The sequence below is a fragment of the Massilia paldalensis genome, assembly GCF_044901715.1.
Taxonomy (GTDB): domain Bacteria; phylum Pseudomonadota; class Gammaproteobacteria; order Burkholderiales; family Burkholderiaceae_D; genus Telluria; species Telluria paldalensis.
The window spans coordinates 343,682-363,405 of sequence record NZ_JBJCIU010000005.1 but is presented as its reverse complement, the minus strand read 5'-3'; the positions used below and the strand labels follow the sequence as shown (position 1 = coordinate 363,405).

General features: G+C 68.7%; 15 protein-coding genes and 1 pseudogene. 8 read left to right on the top strand and 8 right to left on the bottom strand.

Annotation, left to right across the window (positions count from 1 at the left end; all coding sequences use genetic code 11):
* Positions 1 to 101: 101 nt before the first annotated feature.
* Complete coding sequence (locus tag ACI1V7_RS24290; protein WP_404534543.1) at positions 102 to 3,140, top strand: sensor histidine kinase; 3,039 nt, start codon at positions 102 to 104, stop codon at positions 3,138 to 3,140.
* 97 nt (positions 3,141 to 3,237) lie between these two features.
* On the opposite strand, the gene ACI1V7_RS24285 is transcribed toward ACI1V7_RS24290, so the two are convergent.
* From ACI1V7_RS24285 to ACI1V7_RS24270, 4 genes are read right to left on the bottom strand one after another with little or no spacing between them, the layout of a single operon-like run.
* Positions 3,238 to 4,461 carry a CaiB/BaiF CoA transferase family protein gene (locus ACI1V7_RS24285; protein ID WP_404534542.1) on the bottom strand — a complete coding sequence of 408 codons (1,224 nt, stop codon included), beginning with the start codon at positions 4,459 to 4,461 and terminating at the stop codon, positions 3,238 to 3,240.
* Positions 4,462 to 4,474: 13 nt separating this feature from the next.
* Positions 4,475 to 5,677, bottom strand: a complete 1,203-nt coding sequence (locus ACI1V7_RS24280; protein ID WP_404534540.1) for a 3-oxoadipyl-CoA thiolase — start codon at positions 5,675 to 5,677, stop codon at positions 4,475 to 4,477.
* A gap of 38 nt (positions 5,678 to 5,715) precedes the next feature.
* Positions 5,716 to 7,248 carry a 3-hydroxyacyl-CoA dehydrogenase gene (locus ACI1V7_RS24275; RefSeq protein WP_404534538.1) on the bottom strand — a complete coding sequence of 511 codons (1,533 nt, stop codon included), beginning with the start codon at positions 7,246 to 7,248 and terminating at the stop codon, positions 5,716 to 5,718.
* 10 nt (positions 7,249 to 7,258) lie between these two features.
* Positions 7,259 to 8,029, bottom strand: coding sequence for an enoyl-CoA hydratase (locus tag ACI1V7_RS24270; protein WP_404534536.1), 771 nt, complete (start codon positions 8,027 to 8,029; stop codon positions 7,259 to 7,261).
* A gap of 246 nt (positions 8,030 to 8,275) precedes the next feature.
* On the opposite strand from ACI1V7_RS24270, the gene ACI1V7_RS24265 reads away from it, so the two are divergent.
* From ACI1V7_RS24265 to ACI1V7_RS24250, 4 genes are read left to right on the top strand one after another with little or no spacing between them, the layout of a single operon-like run.
* Positions 8,276 to 9,097 (top strand): IclR family transcriptional regulator, encoded by an 822-nt coding sequence (locus ACI1V7_RS24265; protein ID WP_404534535.1) that lies wholly within the window; start codon positions 8,276 to 8,278, stop codon positions 9,095 to 9,097.
* A gap of 21 nt (positions 9,098 to 9,118) precedes the next feature.
* Positions 9,119 to 10,273: an acyl-CoA dehydrogenase family protein gene (locus ACI1V7_RS24260; RefSeq protein WP_404534534.1), complete on the top strand. Its 1,155-nt coding sequence runs from the start codon at positions 9,119 to 9,121 to the stop codon at positions 10,271 to 10,273.
* A gap of 47 nt (positions 10,274 to 10,320) precedes the next feature.
* Positions 10,321 to 11,586 carry an MFS transporter gene (locus ACI1V7_RS24255; protein WP_404534533.1) on the top strand — a complete coding sequence of 422 codons (1,266 nt, stop codon included), beginning with the start codon at positions 10,321 to 10,323 and terminating at the stop codon, positions 11,584 to 11,586.
* Positions 11,587 to 11,596: 10 nt separating this feature from the next.
* Positions 11,597 to 12,250 (top strand): flavin reductase family protein, encoded by a 654-nt coding sequence (locus ACI1V7_RS24250; protein WP_404534532.1) that lies wholly within the window; start codon positions 11,597 to 11,599, stop codon positions 12,248 to 12,250.
* A 224-nt stretch (positions 12,251 to 12,474) separates the two neighbouring features.
* Here the strand turns inward: ACI1V7_RS24250 and ACI1V7_RS24245 are convergent, their stop codons facing one another.
* From ACI1V7_RS24245 to ACI1V7_RS24235, 3 genes are read right to left on the bottom strand one after another with little or no spacing between them, the layout of a single operon-like run.
* Entirely contained in the window at positions 12,475 to 13,077 is a 603-nt protein-coding gene (locus ACI1V7_RS24245; RefSeq protein ID WP_404534531.1) for a phosphatase PAP2 family protein, read from the bottom strand.
* A complete protein-coding gene (gene nhaA, locus ACI1V7_RS24240; protein ID WP_404534529.1) occupies positions 13,074 to 14,312 on the bottom strand; it encodes a Na+/H+ antiporter NhaA in 1,239 nt (412 codons plus the stop codon). Before nhaA ends, ACI1V7_RS24245 begins: the two co-directional genes overlap by 4 nt.
* On the bottom strand, positions 14,309 to 14,527 hold the full coding sequence (locus ACI1V7_RS24235) for a hypothetical protein (RefSeq protein WP_404534528.1): 219 nt from the start codon (positions 14,525 to 14,527) through the stop codon (positions 14,309 to 14,311). The genes nhaA and ACI1V7_RS24235 overlap by 4 nt, the downstream gene beginning before the upstream one ends.
* Before the next feature lie 318 nt (positions 14,528 to 14,845).
* Here ACI1V7_RS24235 and ACI1V7_RS24230 point away from each other — a divergent pair.
* The 3 genes and pseudogenes from ACI1V7_RS24230 (at position 14,846) to ACI1V7_RS24220 (ending at position 18,321) form a co-directional block, all read left to right on the top strand.
* A pseudogene (locus tag ACI1V7_RS24230) lies at positions 14,846 to 16,831 on the top strand (BCCT family transporter).
* Positions 16,832 to 16,883: 52 nt separating this feature from the next.
* Complete coding sequence (locus tag ACI1V7_RS24225; protein ID WP_404534527.1) at positions 16,884 to 17,600, top strand: MarC family protein; 717 nt, start codon at positions 16,884 to 16,886, stop codon at positions 17,598 to 17,600.
* Between the two features lie 67 nt (positions 17,601 to 17,667).
* Entirely contained in the window at positions 17,668 to 18,321 is a 654-nt protein-coding gene (locus tag ACI1V7_RS24220; RefSeq protein ID WP_404534526.1) for a TetR/AcrR family transcriptional regulator, read from the top strand.
* A gap of 22 nt (positions 18,322 to 18,343) precedes the next feature.
* Here ACI1V7_RS24220 and ACI1V7_RS24215 read toward each other — a convergent pair whose 3' ends face one another.
* Positions 18,344 to 19,711: a carbohydrate porin gene (locus ACI1V7_RS24215; RefSeq protein WP_404534525.1), complete on the bottom strand. Its 1,368-nt coding sequence runs from the start codon at positions 19,709 to 19,711 to the stop codon at positions 18,344 to 18,346.
* Between the last annotated feature and the right edge of the window lie 13 nt (positions 19,712 to 19,724).

Sequence of the window (19,724 nt, the reverse complement as noted above, 5' to 3'; positions counted from 1 at the left end):
GCGCGCGGCGTGCTGCGTCCGTTTCGAATGACATTCCTACAATTCGCCATTAAACTTGCGAGATTGATCATGTCGCCGCTTCTTCCGCCAACGGTTTGCGAATGTCCTGGCTCCGAATCCTTGCATCCCCGCTCGTCCTCCTCGCGCTGCTGGCAAGCCACGCGCCTGCCGGCGCCGCTCCCCGTACGCCCATCCTGTCCGACTACACCCATACGGCCTGGGATGCCCTGAAGGGGGCCCCGATCGACGTGTTGAAGATCGCCCAGGACCGCGACGGGTGGTTGTGGATTGCGACCACCACGGGGCTGTACCGCTTCGACGGCGTGCAGTTCGAGCGGCAGGACAGCGTCTACGGCCACCCGCTGTATTCGACCGACCCACTCGCGCTGGCCGCGGCCGCGGACGGGGCGCTCTGGGTCGGCTACCGGTTCGGCAACGTGACCATGCTGAACCGGGACGGCGCGCGCACCTTCACCACCCGCGACGGCTTGCCTTCCGGCGCCATTTTCCACATCGAGACCGCGCCCGATGGCGCCGTGTGGGTCGCCGCGCGGGGCGGGGTATCGCGCATCGCGCGCGGGGCGGCACGCTTCCAGCCGATGGGCCGCGACGTGGGCCTTCCGGAAAAGACCGCGTTCCATGTGCTGTTCGCGCGCGACGGTACCGAGTGGGTGGGGTCGATGGACGGCGCGTTCTTCCGCCGTCCCGGACAGCGGGCTTTTACGCAGGCATGGCCGCGGATGCCCTTGATGAGCATGGCGGAGGGCCCCGACGGCACCGTCTGGGCCGCAGACGACCGGAACCGCTACTACCGCTTGCGCACGACCGCGCCTTCCTCGACGCGGGATATGGCGCCGGTCCTGGTCGGTACGGCGCTGCGCTTCGACCGCGAGGGCTGCATGTGGCTGATGCAGACCGACGCCATCGAGCGTGTGGCCGGTTCCTGCCGGCCCGGGTCGTCGCCGCAGCGGGTCACGCTGGCGACCGGCTTGAGCGGGCCGCTGCCGCAATCCTTCTTCCAGGACCGCGAGGGCAATCTGTGGGTCGGCACGTCGGGAGGCCTCGACCGCTTGCGGCGCAACCGGGTGATGCCGTTACAGGTGGAACGCGCGCTCGACCATCCCGGGATGGTGGCGGGACCCGATGGCCGCATCTGGGTCGGCAGCTACGACGGCGACGTACTGAGCATGGCGGCGGACGGCTCCAGCCGTCGCGTCCTGAAGGGTTATTTTTCGGCGAGCCATCGCAGCCGCGACGGCGGGTTGTGGTTCGCCCATAATCAGGGCCTGCGCTACCGGGCGCCGGACGGCACCGTGCGGGAAATCGGTCCGCCGCCGGAGGCGCGCGGCATCGGCACCCAGGCGATCCAGGAGGATGCGGACGGGGGGCTGTGGGTATCGTTCGGCAGCGCGGGACTGTATCGGCTGAAGGACGACCAGTGGACGCGGAACGGCGGCATCACCGGATGGCCGGCGGAATTCGTCATCAGCACGGCGGTGGACCAGCAGGGCGCCGTATGGATGGGCCACGCGCACAACCACATCAGCATCCTGGGGCCGGGACAGTCCGGAGGCGCCGTGCGCCGGCTCGGCGAGGGCGCAGGCCTGGGCCTGGGCAGCGTCCTCTGTCTGTACCGCGACGGCCCCCGCATGTGGGCGGCGGGGGAGCGCGGCGTGATGCTGTACCAGGGCGGGCGCTTCCTGGCGCTGCGCGGCACGCATGGCGAGACCTTCCGCGGCGTCTCCGGCATGGTGCGCCTGGAGGACAGCGACCTGTGGCTGCACGGCGCGGACGGCGCCTACCGCATCGAGGCAGCCGCGCTGGCGGCCTGGCTGCGCGATCCGGAGCATGTCGAGGTCGCGTTCACGCGCTTCGACGCCCTGGACGGCTTGCGCGGGCAAGCGGCGCAACTGCGCCCGCTGCCTTCCCTCGTACGGGCGGACGATGGCATGCTATGGTTCGCGACGGGGAGTGCGATCGCCCTGGTCGACCCGGCGCATATCTATCGCAATTCCTTGCCGCCGCCCGTCCTGATCCGCAGCGTGGCGGCCCGTGGCGACCTGCACGACGTACAGGGGCGCGGCGCGCTGGCGCTGCCCAGGGGCACGGACAACCTGCGTATCCAGTTCACCGGACTCGCCCTGGCCCTGCCGGAGCGCGTGCGCTTCCGCTACCGGCTGCAGGGTGTCGACCCGGCGTGGCAGGATGCCATGGGGCGGCGCGCCGCTTCCTACACGAACCTCGCGCCCGGATCGTACCGCTTCGAGGTGACGGCGGCCAACGAGGACGGTGTCTGGAACCCGCAGGCCGCCACGCTCGACATCGACATCCCCGCCACCTTCGTGCAGACGGGCTGGTTCCGCCTGGCGCTGGTGCTCGCGCTCGGACTGGCGCTGTACGCGGGCTACGCGCTGCGCATCCGCTACCTGACCCGGCGCATGGAAGAGCGTCTCCAGGGACGGCTCGAAGAACGCTCGCGGATCGCCCGTTCGCTGCACGATACGGTACTGCAAAGCGTGCAGGGATTGCTGATGTCGTTCGGCGCGCATCTGCACGCGCTGCCGGAAGGGACGGGCGAGCGTGCCAAGCTGGAACGCGTCCTGCGCCTGGCGCGCCGCACGCTGCTGGAAGGGCGGGACGAGATCATGGACCTGCGTGCGGGAGCATCGTCCGGCGAAATGCACCGTGCGCTGGAAGCGTTCGGCCAGGAGCTTGCGCACTATGGCGGCCATGCGTTCGCGCTGCATGTCGCCGGCGTGACCAAGCCGCTCAAGCCCCAGGTGCGCGACGACGTGTACGCGATCGGCCGCGAGGCGCTGTTCAATGCGGCGCGCCATGCGGGGGCGCGGCAGGTGGTGGTCGAGCTGGACTACGGCGCCTCGGCGTTCACGCTGCGCGTGCGCGACGATGGAAGCGGCCTGGCGCCGGAGGTGGCGCAAGGGGGCGGGCGGCCGGGACACTGGGGGCTGACGGGCATGCGCGAACGCGCGGCGCACATCGGCGCGGCCATCGATGTCGCGAGCACGCCCGGGCAGGGAACCCGGATCGTCGTGACGGTGCCCGCAAGGCTGGCGTACGGGTTCGCCCTGTTCGATGCGCAAGGCCGCTTCCGGAGGTGGCTGCGTTATTGGAAGAGATGATGTTCGCAGGGGCGCCGGTGGCGCTGGCGGATCGTCAAACTCCCGGTTCCTCGACCAGCGCCGGTACGACCTCGAAGGGGGCCCCCATGCGCGGCATTCAGACGATGCCCTTGTCCTTCAGCGCCGCGATCTCGGCCGCCGACAAGCCTGCCAGCGTGCCCAGGATGTCCTGCGTATGCTGCCCGAGCAGGGGCGGAGCGCTTCCGTAGGCGATGGGCGTCGCCGAGAACTTGATGGGGTTGGCCACCGAGGGAACGGTGCCTGCCTGCGGATGCGGCAGGTCGACCCGCATCTTGCGGTGCTTGACCTGGGGATGCTCGAAGGTCTGGGCGATGTCGTTGATCGGGCCTGCAGGCACGCCGGCGGCTTCCAGCGGCGCGACCCATTCGGCGGTGGTACGCCCCAGCAGCACTTCTTCCAGCATCGGCACGAGGATCTCGCGGTTGCGTACCCGGTTGGCGTTGGTCGCGAAGCGTTCGTCCCCGGCCAGGTGCGCGCAGCCGGCGATGTCGCAGAATTTTGCGAACTGGCGGTCGTTGCCGACGGCGAGGACCATATGGCCGTCGCGGGTGCGGAACACCTGGTAGGGCACGATGTTGGCGTGCGCATTGCCCTGGCGCTTGGGCACCTTGCCCGACACCAGGTAGTTCATGTTCATATTGGCCACGGCGGCCACCTGCACGTCCAGCAGCGCCATGTCGATGTACTGCCCCTCGCCGCTCGTGTGGCGGTGTTCGATCGCGGCGAGGATGGCGACGCTCGCGTACATGCCCGTCATCAGATCCGAGAAGGCGACCCCCAGTTTCTGCGGCCCGCCGCCCGGCAAGTCGTCGCGTTCGCCCGTGATGCTCATCAGGCCGCCCATGCCCTGGATGACGAAGTCGTAGCCGGCGAAGGAGGACATCGGGCCATCCTGGCCGAAACCCGTCACCGAACAATAGACGAGGCGCGGGTTGAGTGCCTTCAGGTGCTCGTAGGACAGGCCGTAGCGCGCCATGTCGCCGACCTTGTAGTTCTCGATGAAGACGTCGCTCTCCATGGCCAGCTTGCGCACGATGGCCTGGCCCTCGGGCGTGGCGATGTCGAGGGTGACGGACTTCTTGCCGCGGTTGGTGGACAGGAAGTAGGCCGACTCGCGGGTGTCCCGGCCTTCCTCGTCCTTCAGGTACGGCGGTCCCCAGGCGCGGGTATCGTCGCCGCTGCCCGGCCGTTCGATCTTGATGACTTCGGCGCCGAGGTCGGCCAGCATCTGGCAGGCCCAGGGGCCGGCAAGGACCCGCGTCAAATCGAGGACGCGGAGGTGCGACAGTGTTCCGGACATGCGGCTCCTCCGTTTATACGCGTTCGATGACGACGGCCAGGCCCTGGCCCACGCCGATGCACAGGCTGATCGCCGCATAGCGGCCCTGGCGCCGCTCCAGCTCGCGCGCCACCGTCAGCGCCAGGCGGGCGCCCGAGGCGCCGAGCGGGTGGCCCACGGCGATCGCGCCGCCGTTCGGATTCACGCGCGGGTCGTCGAAGGCCACGTCCAGCAGTTTCAGGCAGCCCAGCACCTGCGCCGCGAAGGCCTCGTTGATCTCGATGATGTCCATGTCGGCGAGGGTCAGCCCGGCGCGCTCGAGCGCTTTCGGGATCGCGTAGGCGGGGCCGAGTCCCATCACGCGCGGCTCGACGCCGAATGCGGCGCCGGCCAGGATGCGCGCCATCGGTCGGGCGCCGGCACGCTCGCCGATCGCGCGGCTGCCGATGAACAGGGCCGCGGCGCCGTCGTTCAGGCCGGAGGAGTTGCCCGCCGTCGTGACGCCGCCTTCGTTGACGGTGCGCAGCCGCGCCAGCGTGTCCACGTCCGTGCCCGGGCGCGGCTGTTCGTCCTCGGCCACCAAGCGCGGCGGCGTCTTCTTGCCGGTCGGGACCTCAACCGGCATGATCTCGCCCGCGAAGAAGCCGGCCGCGCGGGCCGCCTCGTAGCGCGCCTGCGACGCCGCCGCGAAGCGGTCGCTGTCCGCGCGGCCGATGCCCAGGTCGGCCGCGACGTTGTCGGCCGTCTGCGGCATCGTGTCGCCGCCGTACTGCGCCGTGATGCGCGGGTTCGGGAAGCGCGCGCCGAGGGCCGAATCGAACACCTTGAAATCGCGCCCGAACGCCGCTTCGCTCTTGGCGACGACGAACGGCGCCCGGCTCATGCTCTCGACGCCGCCGGCGATGTACAGCTCGCCCTCGCCGCTGGTGATGGCGCGGGCCGCGTCGAGCACGGCGGCCATGCCGCTCGAGCACAGGCGGTTCACGGTCTGGCCCGGGATCGACGGCGGCAGGCCGGACAGCAGCACGGCGTGGCGCGCGACGTTGCGGCTGTCCTCGCCGGCCTGGCCGGCGCAGCCCAGCACCACGTCCTCGATCTGTCCGGCATCGAACGGGGAGTCGGCCACCAGCTGGCGGATCACGGCGGCGGCCAGGTCGTCGGGACGGACCGGGGCGAGGGCGCCGGCGAGGCGGCCGAACGGGGTGCGTAGGCCGGAATAGATGTAAGCGTCGAGCATGGTGTTCCTCGGTTTCTCTGTTGTTCTGGGATTGGTCGTCAATGGTCCGGGGTGAGCAGCGACACACCCAGCAGCGCGCGGCGCCTGAGCCATGGGCTCGGCCGGTAGCGCGGGTCGCGGTAGGTGTCGAAAAGGCCGTCCAGGATGCGCATCACGGTCGCGGCGCCCAGCGCGTCGCCCAGCGCCAGCGGACCGCGCGGGTAGCCGAGGCCCAGCGTGACGGCCTGGTCGATGTCGGCCGGGGTGGCGATGCCCTGCTGGGCGATGTCGGCGCCGATGTTGACGATGGTGGCGACGACGCGCTGGCACACCAGGCCGGCGCTGTCGCGCACCACGGATACCGGCGTGCCGTCCGCCGCGAACAGCGCGTGCGCGGCGTCGCGCACGGCTGGCGCGGTCAGGGGCGTCGTCATCAGCGTGCGCCGGCCCGCGAGGAACAGCGGGTCCAGCGCCAAGGTGCGCGTCGGATCGAGTCCCGCGGCGACGGCGGCGCCGGTCGCGTCCTGCCCGACTGGCAGCACCAGGCACAGCGAGCCGGCGGCCGGGCGCTCGCCGCGGTCGCGCGTGCCGCCGAATGCGGCGAGCAATGCGTCCAGCAGGGCGTCGACGGCGGGGAAGGCGGCGGCATCGGCCGCATCGAGCCAGGCCGTGACGTCGGCGCGGGCCGGCAGCGGCGGGCCGGGAATGTCCTGCTTCCTGCCGTCCTCGTAGGCGTAGAAGCCGCGGCCGCTCTTGCGGCCCAGCAGTCCGGCAGCGAGCCGCTGGCGCGCGATGGGGGAAGGGCGGAAGCGCGGTTCCTGGTAATACTGCTCGTAGATCGATTCCATCACGGGTTGCGACACGTCCAGCCCCGTCAGGTCCAGCAGCTCGAACGGGCCCATACGGAAGCCCCCGGCGTCGCGCAGGATGCGGTCCACCTCGGCATGGCTGGCGACGTTCTCGCCCAGGAGACGCAGCGATTCGGTGAGGTAGCCGCGGCCGGCGTGGTTGACGATGAAGCCCGGCGTGTCGCTCGCGCGCACCGGCGCGTGGCCCATGCGGCGGGCGATGTCCACCAGGCGGTCGGCCACGGGCGCCGCGGTGAGCGGTCCGGCGATCACCTCGACGATCTTCATCAGCGGCACGGGGCTGAAGAAGTGGAAGCCGGCCACGCGCCCCGGCGCCTCGCAGGCGGCGGCGATCGCCGTCACCGACAGCGACGAGGTATTGGTGGCCAGGATGCAGTCCGGGCCGACCACGGCCTCCAGGTCGCGGAACAGCGCCTGCTTGGCATCCAGGCGCTCGACGATGGCCTCGACCACCGTGCCGCAAGGCGCGAGGTCGGCCAGCGTGGCGGCGACGGCGATGCGCGCGACGGCGTCGGACGCGTCCTGCGCGGACAGCTTGCCCTTGGCGGCCAGCTTGTCCAGGGTGGCGGCGACGGCCTCGCGCGCTTCCTCGGCGGCGCCGGGACGGCTGTCGTGCAGGATGACGGGAATGCCGCCCTGGACGGCGATCTGGGCGATGCCGCGGCCCATCAGCCCGCAGCCGACGACGCCGAGCAGGTCTTGCTTGTCGAAATCGGATGTCATCCCGTGCTCCTCATTCCCCGGTGTAGTCGGGCTTGCGTTTGTCGAAGAAGGCGCGCATGCCTTCCTTCTGGTCGCGGCTGGCGAACAGCAGGTGGAACGCCTTGCGTTCCAGCAGGAGCGCCGCGTCGAGCGAGGCGTCCTGGCCGGCCAGCACGACTTCCTTGATCTGGGCCGCGGCCAGCGGCGGCATGGCGGCGATCGTCCGGGCCAGCTCCAGCGCGCGTTCCTGCACGCGGCCGTCCTCGACCACCTCGCTGGCGAGGCCCGCGGCAAAGGCTTCGCGGCCGCTCAGCGGCTGGCCGGTAAGCAGCATCTTCATCGCCTGGAACTTGCCGATGGCCCGCGTCAGCCTCTGCGTTCCGCCGGCGCCCGGCATGATGCCGACCTTGATCTCCGGCTGCGCGAACGAGGCGTTTTCTCCCGCGACGATGATATCCGCGTGCATGGCGAGCTCGCAGCCGCCGCCCCAGGCGTAGCCGTTGACGGCCGCGATCACCGGCTTCGGACAGCCCGCGATCGCTTGCCACAGCCGCTGGACCTGGCGCAGGTGCATCTCGATCGGCGTGGCCTCGGCGATGTCGCGCAGGTCGGCGCCGGCCGCGAACACCTGGTCACCACCCGTCAGCACGATGCAGCGCACGGCGGGATCCTGGCCCAGGACGGTGAACTGCTCGGCCAGCTGGCTGCGCACGCAGCGGTTCAGCGCATTACGGACATCAGGACGGTGAATGAGGAGGCGGGCGATGCCAGGTTCGGGATAGGAAAGAACGAGTTCGGTCATGGATGTCGTGGTTCGCAGAGCGGATCAGTGGTTCGCAAATAGGTTGTCCGGTGCAGGATAGGCAAAAATTTTGGCCATGTAAAGCCTGTTCTGACGTGTTTTATCGCGTTTCTTTATAAATCTTATCAACGGTTCGCATAGCGGACCAACGGTTTGAAAATGATTGACATTACGCGAAATGATATGACAGGATGAAATGAGGGCCGGCCGGGAGATGCCGGACACGACGGAAAACGGGAGGAGCGCATGCGCAGCGCGGACGACGACAGCGACATCCAGCAATTCGACGACAGCGGGGAGGGCAAGGACCGGCAGTTCGTGACGGCGCTGGCGCGCGGCCTCGAGCTGCTGCGCTGCTTCGGCGAGCGGGAGCGCGAGCTGGGCCTTACCGAACTGGCGCGCCGCACCGGCATTCCGAAGCCGACCGTCGCGCGCCTGGCCGGCACGCTCGCCAAGCTCGGCTACCTCGACCATCTGGAGGCGGAAGGCCGCTACCGGCTGGGAGCGGGGGTGCTGGCACTGGGCTTCGGCATGCTGGCGCGGCTCGACGTGCGGGAGACGGCGCGTCCCTTGATGCGCGAACTGGCCGAGCGCACCCAGGCATCGGTGTCGCTCGGCGTGCGCGATCGCCTGTCGATGGTGTACGTGGAGTCGGTGCGCAGCAGCGCCTCGATCACGCTGCAGCGCGGCGTGGGCACGCGCCTGGCGCTGGCGACGACGGCGCTGGGACGCGCCTACCTGGCCGGTATGCCCGCGCCCGAGCGTGCCGGCCTGCTCGAGCAGCTGCGCCAGCGCGATGCGGCCGACTGGCCGCGCCTGCAGGCCGGCGTCGACCAGGCCGTGCGCGACTACGCCGAGCGCGGCTTCTGCATCTCGATCGGCGAATGGGACAAGGACGTCTGCGGCGTCGGCGTCCCTTTCCGTGCGCCGGACGGCACCATGATGTCCTTCAACTGCGGCAAGCCCGCATTCAAATGCAGCCGCGAGTACCTGGAACGGGAACTCGGTCCGGCCCTGGTCGAGCTGGTCCGCAAGGTCGGCGGCTCGATGGGCCGCGGCAGTGCCTGAATCTCGACACAAAGGAAAAACATGATACGTGACCAAGAAACCATGACCGTGCTGCTCGACACGCTGTCCCGCTTCGTGCGGGAGCGGCTCGTGCCGGCCGAAAACGACGTCGCCGAGACCGACGCCATCCCGCCGGACGTCGTCGCCGACATGCGCGAGCTGGGCCTGTTCGGCCTGTGCATCCCGGAGGAATACGGCGGTCTTGGCCTGACGATGGAAGAGGAAGTGCTGGTGGCCTTCGAGATCGCCAAGACCTCGCCAGCATTCCGCTCGCTGATCGGCACGAACAACGGCATCGGCTCGCAGGGTCTCATCGTCGACGGCACCGAGCAGCAGAAGCGCGACTACCTGCCGCGCCTCGCGTCGGGCGAGCTGATCGCCTCGTTCGCGCTGACCGAGCCGGGGTCCGGGTCGGACGCGGCGTCGCTGCGCACGTCGGCCCGGCGCGACGGCGACTTCTACGTCCTGAACGGCACCAAGCGCTTCATCACGAACGCGCCGGAAGCGGGAATCTTCACCGTGATGGCCCGCACCGACCCCGAGGTCAAGGGCGCGGGCGGTATTTCCGCCTTCATCGTCGAGCAGGGCACACCGGGCCTGTCCATCGGCAAGCCGGACAAGAAGATGGGGCAGAAGGGGGCGCACACGGCCGACGTGATCTTCGAGAATTGCCGCGTGCCGGCCGCGAACCTCATCGGCGGCAAGGAAGGCGTGGGCTTCAAGACGGCCATGAAGGTGCTCGACAAGGGCCGCCTGCACATCGCCGCGATCTGCGTGGGCGCCGCCGAGCGCATGCTCGACGACGCGCTGCGCTACGCGATCGAGCGCGAGCAGTTCGGCAAGCCGATCGCCGAGTTCCAGCTGGTGCAGGCGATGCTGGCCGACAGCAAGGCCGAGATCTACGCGGCGCGCTCGATGGTGCTCGATGCGGCGCGCCGGCGTGACGCGGGGGAAGACATTTCGACGGAAGCGGCCTGCTGCAAGATGTTCGCGTCCGAGATGTGCGGCCGCGTGGCCGACCGCGCCGTGCAGGTGCACGGCGGCGCCGGCTACGTGTCGGAATACGCCATCGAGCGCTTCTACCGCGACGTGCGCCTGTTCCGCATCTACGAGGGCACGACCCAGGTGCAGCAACTGGTCATCGCCCGCAACATGATCCGTCGCGCGCAAACCTGAGCCTCGCCAGAAGGACGGAGCGCACGATATAACGACAAGGAGGAGATATGGAAGTCGCAGCACGCCGCGCCGTCACGGCCGCGGAAGACAAGCAGACCTGGAAGGTGGTGTTCCTGTTCGCGTTCCTGGCGCTGATGATCGACGGGGCGGACCTGATGTTCCTGTCCTACAGCTTGGGCAGCCTGAGCGCGGACTTCGGCCTGACCAAGGTGCAGGCGGGCGCACTGGGCACCGTGACGCTGGCCGGCATGGCCTTCGGCGGCATCTTCGGCGGCTGGGCCGCGGACCGCTTCGGCCGCGTGCGCACCGTGGTCTGGACGATCGCCCTGTTCTCGGTCGGGACCGCGGTGCTGGGCAGCACGCAGAACTTCGAGCAGTTCGCGTTGTTCCGCCTGATCGCCTCGATCGGCCTGGGCGCCGTCTATGTGGTGGCGAACACGCTGATGGCGGAATACGTGCCGACCGAGCGCCGCACCACGATCCTCGGCAGCCTGCAGGCCGGCTGGTCGGTCGGCTACGTGGTCGCCACGCTGCTGGCCGGCTGGATCCTGCCGACGTATGGCTGGCGCTGGCTGTTCTACATCGCCATCATTCCCGTCGTTCTCGCCGTGCTGATGCAGCGCCTGGTGCCGGAGCCGCCGGCGTGGATCGCCGCGCGCCAGAAGCTGCTCGCCGACCGCGCCGCCGGGGTGCGCAGGGACGAGAAGCGGGTCAGCGCCATGAAGCTGATCTTCGCCAATCCCGTCCACCGGCGCATGTTCATCCTGTGGTCGCTGGCCGCGGGCTTCCTCCAGTTCGGCTACTACGGCGTCAATAACTGGATGCCGACCTACCTGGAAAAAGAGCTGCACATGAACTTCAAGGCCATGACCGGCTACATGGTCGGCACCTACGTGGCCATGATCCTCGGGAAGGTGGCGGCGGGCTGGCTGGCGGACCGCTTCGGCCGCCGCGCGATCTTCGCGCTGGGCGCGCTGGGCACGGCCGTGTTCCTGCCCGTGATCGTGATGTTCAACACGCCCGACAACATCGTGTACCTGCTGATCGTGTTCGGCTTCCTGTACGGCATTCCGTACGGCGTCAACGCGACCTACATGACCGAGAGCTTCGAGACAACGATCCGCGGCTCGGCCGTGGGCGGTGCCTACAACGTGGGTCGCGTGGGCGCCGCGATCGCGCCGGCCTGCATCGGCTACCTCGCCACCAGCGGCTCGATCGGGCTCGGTTTCCTGGTGATGGGCGCGGCCTACTTCCTGAGCGGGATCGTGCCGGCCCTGTTCATCAAGGAAAAGCTCTACGACCCCCAGCATTGAAAGTAACCACATGACCATTTCGCTTTCCGCCGCCGACTTCCAGCCCACCGAGATGTACTTCCTGCTGCGCGATTCGGTCGTGCCGCGGCCGATCGCCTGGGTGTCGACGGTGTCGCCCGACGGCGTGTCGAACCTCGCGCCGTTCAGCTTCTTCAACGTCGTCTCGCCCAGCCCGCCGATGCTGGGCTTCAGCTGCGGCCCGCGCGGCGACAACCACGGCGGCGCCTGGATCCCGAAGGACACCTACGTGAACATCGTGGCCACGCGCGAGTTCGTCGTGAACATCGTGCCGGAACACCTGATGGACGAGATGGTCCGGACGGCGGCCGACCTGGCGCCGGGCGACAGCGAATTCCGCGATGCCGGGCTGGAAGAAGCGCCCAGCACCGTCGTCCGGCCGCCGCGGGTGGCGCGCGCGCCCATTGCCTACGAGTGCAGGCTGCACGACATCCTCGACGTCGGCGCGAACCGCTGGATCACGGGCAGCGTCGAGCATGTGCACATCGACGAGTCCGTGTATGTGGGCCGCAGGGGCGAACAGGATCACCGCATCGACCTGCTGGAACACGTCGGCAACCGCCCGTTGGGACGCCTCGGACGCGCCTTCTATGTCCGGCTGCGCGAGATCGAGGCGCGCCTGCGCCGCGATGGGCCGAACGGTTGAGCGGGCGGCCGACCATGCCGCACCGGCTGTCCGGGCGAATCGCTCGTGTCGTGCGGCGAAGCACTGTCACCTTTCTTCTGACGCGACGTCACTCGCCATTCGGAAAAATCAGCATGGTGGGCGGCGCCGGCGCGGGGGCCGGCCGCGGTCCGCTCCATGGGAGAGGGATTGCGCGTCATTGTCGAGATCGACGGTATTGAGCGGAATCGCCACGCTGAGCATGGCTAGCGCGACCGGGCGCGACGCAGCAGGCGGTACAGCGACAACGCGAGCAGGGCAGTGCCGCGCCGCGCGGGCGCCGTCCTGACCAGTGCGCACATCGCGGCTGCCATGAGTAGCGCGCCAACCATGTCGAGTGGCCAGTGGACGCCCACGAATACGCGCGACCATGCCACGATCGCGGCCACCGGCAACAGGAACAGGCCCAGGCGGCGTACCGCCGGCGTGCCGAAGGTCGCCAGGACCAGAGCGGCCGTCAGCATGATCGTGCCGTGATTGCTCGGGAAGGAGCTGGTCGGCGCATGCGCCAGGAAGGTATTGCCGACGCCCGCCGCGAAAGGCCGCGCGTGATACCACAGCGTGCCGATCACCTTGTTCAGGGCGAGCGCGCAGGCGGTGGCGACCAGCGCTTCGATGGCGGCCACGCGCCGGGCATGCTGTCCGCTGAACCACAGGCCGACGAGGCTGGCCGGCACCAGGAAGATCAGCCATACGGCGGAGAACAGGGCTGCCGCCAGCGGTAGGCCGTCCAGGCCCGGGCCGGCGTTCAGCTGCGCGAACGCGGCGAGGTTGGCCCGCTCCAGCGTCATTGCCAGCGCATCGGTCATGATTCGCCGCCCATGCGCCGGCCCGGCGCATGGGACTCCTCGAAATCCATGGTGGCGGTATCGGTGTCCACGGCAGTCGGTTGCCCGAACAGCTTGAGCCAGATGAAGCCGACGACGCCTGCGGTGAGCGAGGCAACGAGGATCGCCATCTTCGACGCGTTGACGAGGGCGGGACTGCCGGCAAACGCCAGGTTGGTGATGAAGATCGACATGGTGAAGCCGATGCCGCCCAGGATGCCCGCACCGAACACGTGGCGCCAGCTCAGGTCCAGCGGCAGGCGGCACAGGCCGAGCAGCACGGCGGCCAGGCAGGCGAGCATGATGCCGATGGGCTTGCCCAGCACGAGGCCGGCGACGATGCCCATGCTGTTGGGCGACGCCAGCTCCTCCATCCATCCGGCACCGATCACGATGCCGGTATTGGCGAGCGCAAAGATCGGCAGGATGACGAACGCGACGGGGAAGTGCAGGATGTGCTCCAGCCGGTGCGACGGCGAGGCGGCATCGTCCTCGGTGGCCGAATACGGAATGGCGAACGCCAGCAGGACGCCCGCGATCGTCGCGTGCACGCCCGACTTAAGCATGAGGAACCACATCAGGGCGCCGCCGACGAGGTAGGGCGCGAGCGCGAGGATGCGCAGGCGCTTGTTCATGAACAGCAGTATGGCGAACACGGCCAGCGCGCCGCCCAGGTAGGCCATGGACAGGCTGGCGGTATAGAAGAGGGCGATGACGACGATGGCGCCGAGATCGTCCATGACGGCGAGCGCGGTCAGGAACACCTTCAGCGAGGCCGGTATGCGTTTGCCCAGCAGCGCCAGCACCCCGAGGGCGAATGCGATGTCGGTCGCCATCGGAATCCCCATGCCGGGCTGGCTCGGCAAGCCCTGGTTCAGCATGAAGTGGATGAGCGCGGGCGCGGCGATGCCGCCGGCCGCGGCCAGGATCGGCAGCAGGGCGTTGCGCAGGTTCGACAGTTCGCCGCAGTACAGCTCGCGCTCGAGCTCCAGGCCGATGAGCAGGAAGAAGATCGCCATCAGCGCATCGTTGACCCAGAGCTCCACGCTCAAGCCCGCGATCTGTACATGCCAGAACTGCAGATAGTCGGCGCCGAACGGCGAGTTGGCCAGCAGCAGCGAGATGGCCGTGCAGGCGATCAGGACGATGCCTCCGGCTTTTTCCGATTCGAAGAAACGGGTGAATGTCTGCGATAGCGCGCGCTGGATGACTGTCATGCGATGTCCTCGTGATTGTGGTGATGCGTTTGCCGTGCGGCCAAGGAAGGAATGGCGGGGCGTGCAAGCCGGCGGACGCGGGTCCGCTGGCGGCGTTGAAGCAGGATGCACGCGCCGGATGCCGGCGGCTGGAAGTCGGGTACGGGGATGCCGTGCCTGGAGCGGATGCGTCCCTTGCCGGACACGACGGGAAATGGATGGCGGACCTTGTTCATGGGCGAGCGAATGCTGCGCGGCGGCCCGACCTGACGCATCCCTGCCACACGACGATGTGTGCGCACCCGCTGCAAGTATAGTCGATTTGCCAAGGCAACGGGCTGTTCGGGGCGGACGCGAGCAATGACGCACGCTACGGTGCCGCCGGGCGAGATGTTATAATAAAAACACGTAAATTTGTCCAAATTATTTTCGGGCAGCCGCGATGCGGCCATCCGCCGCCGCGACGGTGCGCGCCGGCAAGCGCCGCACCGATGCGCGGCCTTGCCGCCTCCGGTTTCATGTGCCGCCCGCACGATGCTCGAGAAAGGAACACGATGACAGATCCCTCGCCGAACGACGCCAAAGGTTCCAGCCGACGCCGCTGGATACAGGTGAACCCGCCGGTGTTCTTCGTATCGGCGGCGCTGATCCTGGCGTTCGCCGCCGCCGCCGCCCTGTTCCCGCAACGCGTCGGCAGCCTGTTCGATGCGCTCCAGGCGGGCATCGTGCGCGATTTCGGCTGGTTCTACATCCTGTCGGTTGCGTTCTTCCTGATCTTCGTGATCTTCCTGATGATGAGCCGCTATGGCGACGTCAAGCTGGGGCCGGACGACAGCGAGCCGGAATACAGCTACCTGTCCTGGCTCGCCATGCTGTTCAGCGCCGGCATGGGCATCGGCCTGCTGTTCTTCGGCGTCGCCGAGCCGATCCAGCACTACGCGCAACCGCCGACGGGCCCGGGACGGACGATCGATTCCGCCCGCCACGCGATGGTGCTGACCTTCTTCCACTGGGGCCTGCATGCCTGGGCGATCTACATCGTCGTTGGGCTGGCGCTCGCTTACTTCGCGTTCCGGCGCGGCCTGCCGCTGACGCTCAGGTCGAGCCTGTACCCCTTGATCGGCAACCGCATCCACGGGCCCGCGGGGCATGCCATCGACATCTTCGCGGTCCTGGGGACGATGTTCGGGGTAGCGACGTCGCTCGGCTTCGGCGTGCTGCAGGTGAATGCAGGCTTCGCGCACCTGTTCGGCCTGCCGGTGAATCCGCAGGTCCAGATCATCCTGATCGTGGTCATCACCGGCATGGCGACGCTGTCGGCCGGCACGGGACTGGACAAGGGCGTGAAACGGCTGTCCGAGCTGAACATCATCCTGGCGGTAGGACTGCTGCTGTTCGTCCTCGCGGTGGGATCGACGGTGTTCCTGCTCGAAGCCTACGTCCAGAACATCGGCACCTACCTGGGCGAAGTCGTGCAGCGCACCTTCCGCATGTATGCCTACGAGCCCAATGCATGGCTCGGCAAATGGACCTTGTTCTACTGGGGCTGGTGGATCTCGTGGTCGCCGTTCGTCGGCATGTTCATCGCGCGGATCTCGCGCGGGCGCACGATCCGCGAGTTCGTCGGCGGGGTGCTGCTGGTGCCGACGCTGTTCACCTTCCTGTGGATGACCGTCTTCGGCAATACCGCGATCCGCCTCGACCTTGGCGGCGCCGCGCCGATCGTGCAGACCGTCGCCGACAACCTGCCGGTCGCCCTGTTCGAAGTACTCGAGCAACTGCCGCTTTCGCTGATCGCCTCGGGCCTCGCCACGTTGCTGGTCATTACGTTCTTTGTCACGTCTGCCGATTCCGGCGCGCTCGTCATCGACATGATCACGTCCGGCGCCGCGCCCAATCCGCCGGTCTGGCAACGCATCTTCTGGGCGATCTGCGCTGGCCTGGTGGCGGCCGTGCTGCTGCTGGCGGGCGGCCTGCAGGCGCTGCAGACCGCCGCGCTGGCCAGCGCCTTGCCGTTCGCCGTCGTCATGCTGCTCATGTGCTACGGCTTGTTGCGCGCCTTGCAGACGGAATCGGAAGGGACGGCGATCGACCTGTCGGTCGCCGCCGATTCGCCTCCGGCGGTGGGCCTGAGCTGGCAACAGCGCCTGGCCAGCATCACCAATTTCTACGACTAGCCGGAGATCATGGCATTCCTCGCCGGGCCCGCGCGCAACGCGCTCGACGCCGTGGCGGCGCAGCTGCGCGAAAGCGGTCTGGCGCCGGAAGTGACCGAGGGCGAAAAACGCCTCGACCTGAACGTGCCGCACGGCGACCGCGGCATCTTCCGCTACACGGTCCGCGCGCGCAGCTTCCGTGCGCCGAGTTTCGCCTGGGCCGAGACCGAGGGCAGGGACGCGGACAGCCGCCACTACCGGGCGATGGCCTACAGTTCCGAAGGCGACCAGCAGCACGACGTCACCGGCTACACGCGCGAGCAGCTGATCAACGATCTGCTGAACCGCTATGCCCGGTTCCGGCATGCGCGAAGGATGCCCTGATGCGACAGCAGCTCGTTGACGGAGCGACGCCCGGTGCGCGGAAGGAGACGGCATGACGCTCGATCTGCTCCTGGTCGGGGCCAAAAGCTTCCTGTTCGTGTTGTTCACGATGTTGCCGATCCTGAACCCGGCAGCCACGGCACCGATCTTCCTCAGCATGACCGAGGGCGCGCTGCCCGCCACCCGCGTCATGCTCGCCCGCCGTATCGCGCGCAATATGTTCTGGTTGATGACGGGTTCGATGCTGGTGGGGTCCTACGTCCTCGACTTCTTCGGCATCTCGCTGCCCATCGTCCGCATCGGCGGTGGCCTGATCCTGGCGTCCGTCGCGTGGCGCCTGCTGGGAGCGACGCCTGCCATGCAGGACAGCCGGGCCGCGCTGGCCGAGGCGTTCACGTCCGACCACGCGCGCCGCCAGGCTTTCTATCCGCTGACGTTCCCGATCAGTTGCGGACCGGCCTCGATCTCCGTCGCCATCACGGTGGGCGTGACGCTGCACGACATGGAACTGGCGATTTCGCTGGCGCGCATGGGCGCAGCGCTCGTGGCGCTGGCCGTCATCGGGGTGCTGTTGTATCTGGCATTCCGCTATGGCGAACACTTCCTGCGCCTGATCGGCGAAGCGGGAACCGCCGTCTTCCTGCGCCTGACCGCATTCATTCTCCTGTGCCTGGGCGTGCAAATCGTGTGGGACGGCGTCCGCGAATTGATGATGGAGCTGATGTCCATGTCCACCCAGTCCATGCTCCACGCAGTCTTCCGGTCCTGATGCGCGCGACGACACCGGCCGGGGAGCCGGCGGCCACGGGCAGGGCGCCTTCGTTTAGAATAGCCCGATGACGAAAGCAAGCAGATCGAAGACCGCTCCCGCCGCGGCCGAGGAAGACGGCACCCGCGCCACCATCCTGAGCGTGGCGCTCCAGGAGTTTTCCAGGGTGGGCTTGAGCGGCGCCCGCATCGACGCGATCGCGGCCGAAAGCGGCGCCAACAAGGGCATGATCTACTACTATTTCGGCAGCAAGGAAGGCTTGTACGTCGCAGCGCTGGAAGAGAGCTATCGCCGCTTCCGCCAGATCGAGGACCAGGTTCAACTCGACGACAGCCTGCCGGCGGCCGCCGCCCTGGGCAGGCTGGTCGGCGCCAGCTTCGACTTCCATGCCGCGCATCCCGAATTCGTCCGCATGGTGATGGGCGAGAACATCAACCAGGGCGAGTACATCCGCAAGATTCCCGAACTGCGCGCCATCAACCGTTCTGCCATCGCCGTGCTGGAGCACCTGTGCCGGCGCGGCATCGACGAAGGGGCGTTCCGCGCCAACGTCGACCCGGTCGACCTGCACATGACGATCAGCGCGCTGTCGTTCTACAACGTGTCGAATCGCCACACCTTCAGCTTCATCTTCGACCAAGACCTGGGCGCGGCCGACGCGCACGCGGCGCGCCGGGCATCCGTGATCGACACGATCCTGCGTTCGGTGCGCGCCCCCTGAGGGTGCGCCGCAACGCGCAGGATCAGAACGTGATGCGGAGCTGCGTGCCCACGGCCAGCGCATTGCGCGTCGACCGGTAGCCGAATGCGCCCGGATCGACGACGTACTGCACGTCGGCACGCACGCCCAGCCAGGGCAAAGGCTGCAGGCCGTAGCTCAGTTCGACCACGGATTCGCCGGCGGGAAGCGACGTGTCGTCGCCGGGCTCCGGATCGGCGAGGGCCTGCGCGCGCAGGCGCGGATTGACTTGCGCATGCACGAGGCCCAGCGCGAGCGTGTCGGCATCGCGGCCCGCGAAGGTGCCGGTCTTGACCAGGCCGGCCGCATACCAGCGCGTGATCTGCGCCGACGCGCGCGGATTCGCCGTGAACTGGCCGAACAGCGCGACCCCGCGCCCGCTACGGCCTTCGCGCCAGATCGTCTGGTCCGCCAGCACGTACATGCCGTAGCGCCCACCCACCGTGCCGCTTTCGCCCTGGCGCGCCGCGCGCGCCGAATCGTAGTACACGCCCAGCTTGTAATGGCCGGGCAGGGCCGCGCTGTGCGGCGCGCTGCCCGGCGCGTATTCCACTTCCAGCGGCAGCATCTTGCCCGCCGTGCCGGCGGCGAACGGCCGGAACGCGTTCTTCTTGTCGCCCAAGCGCGGGTTGTCCTGGTAGACGCCCGTGCGCACCAGCACTTCCGGCGCCAGCTGGTAGCGCACGGCCGCACCCCAGCGCGCGTTCGGGTAGTTGTACCAGCCGCTGTTGCCCGACAGGGACAGCGGGTGGGCGCAGAACGCGGCATTGACCAGCTGGCAGCCCAGGATCATGCCCCCCAGGTCGTTACCCATCGCGAAGAAGCCGAGCCGCAGGTTGAGCCGGCCGCCGGCCAGGTTCTGCTCGACGCTGGCTTCGCTCAGGCGCGTGTACAGGCCGCCATAGACTTCCTGGACGGGCAGCCGGTTGCCGATGTAGTCGGACGAGATGCCCGTGCCGCGCCGGTCGTTGATCGTGAAGTGCAGGGTGGTGCCCTGCCAGCCGGCGAGGCGGCCCATGTCGAAGTCCGCGCCCAGGCGCAGTTGCTGGGCGTAGGCGCTGCCGCGCTGCTGGCCGCCGCTGACGTTGGCGAAGCTTTCCGAGACATAGTCGCCCCGGAAGGTCACGCCGGCGTCGGCGTAGCGGGTGCGTGCGCCGCCCCAGTCGCCCGTTAGCGTGGGCGAGGGGAGGGGAGCGGCGGCCGCGGCGGGCGCCACCGGCTCGCCGGCCAGGGCGGCCGCTGGGGCCAGCGCCGGCAGGGACAGCGCCGCCAGCAGGGCGCCGGCGGGGCGCCACGCGTGCGGGCGCCGGGTACGGGATGGCGTGGAGGGGGCCATGGCGGTCACGGCCCCGGTGTCGTTGTGGAGTTGCATACGTTCTTGCTCG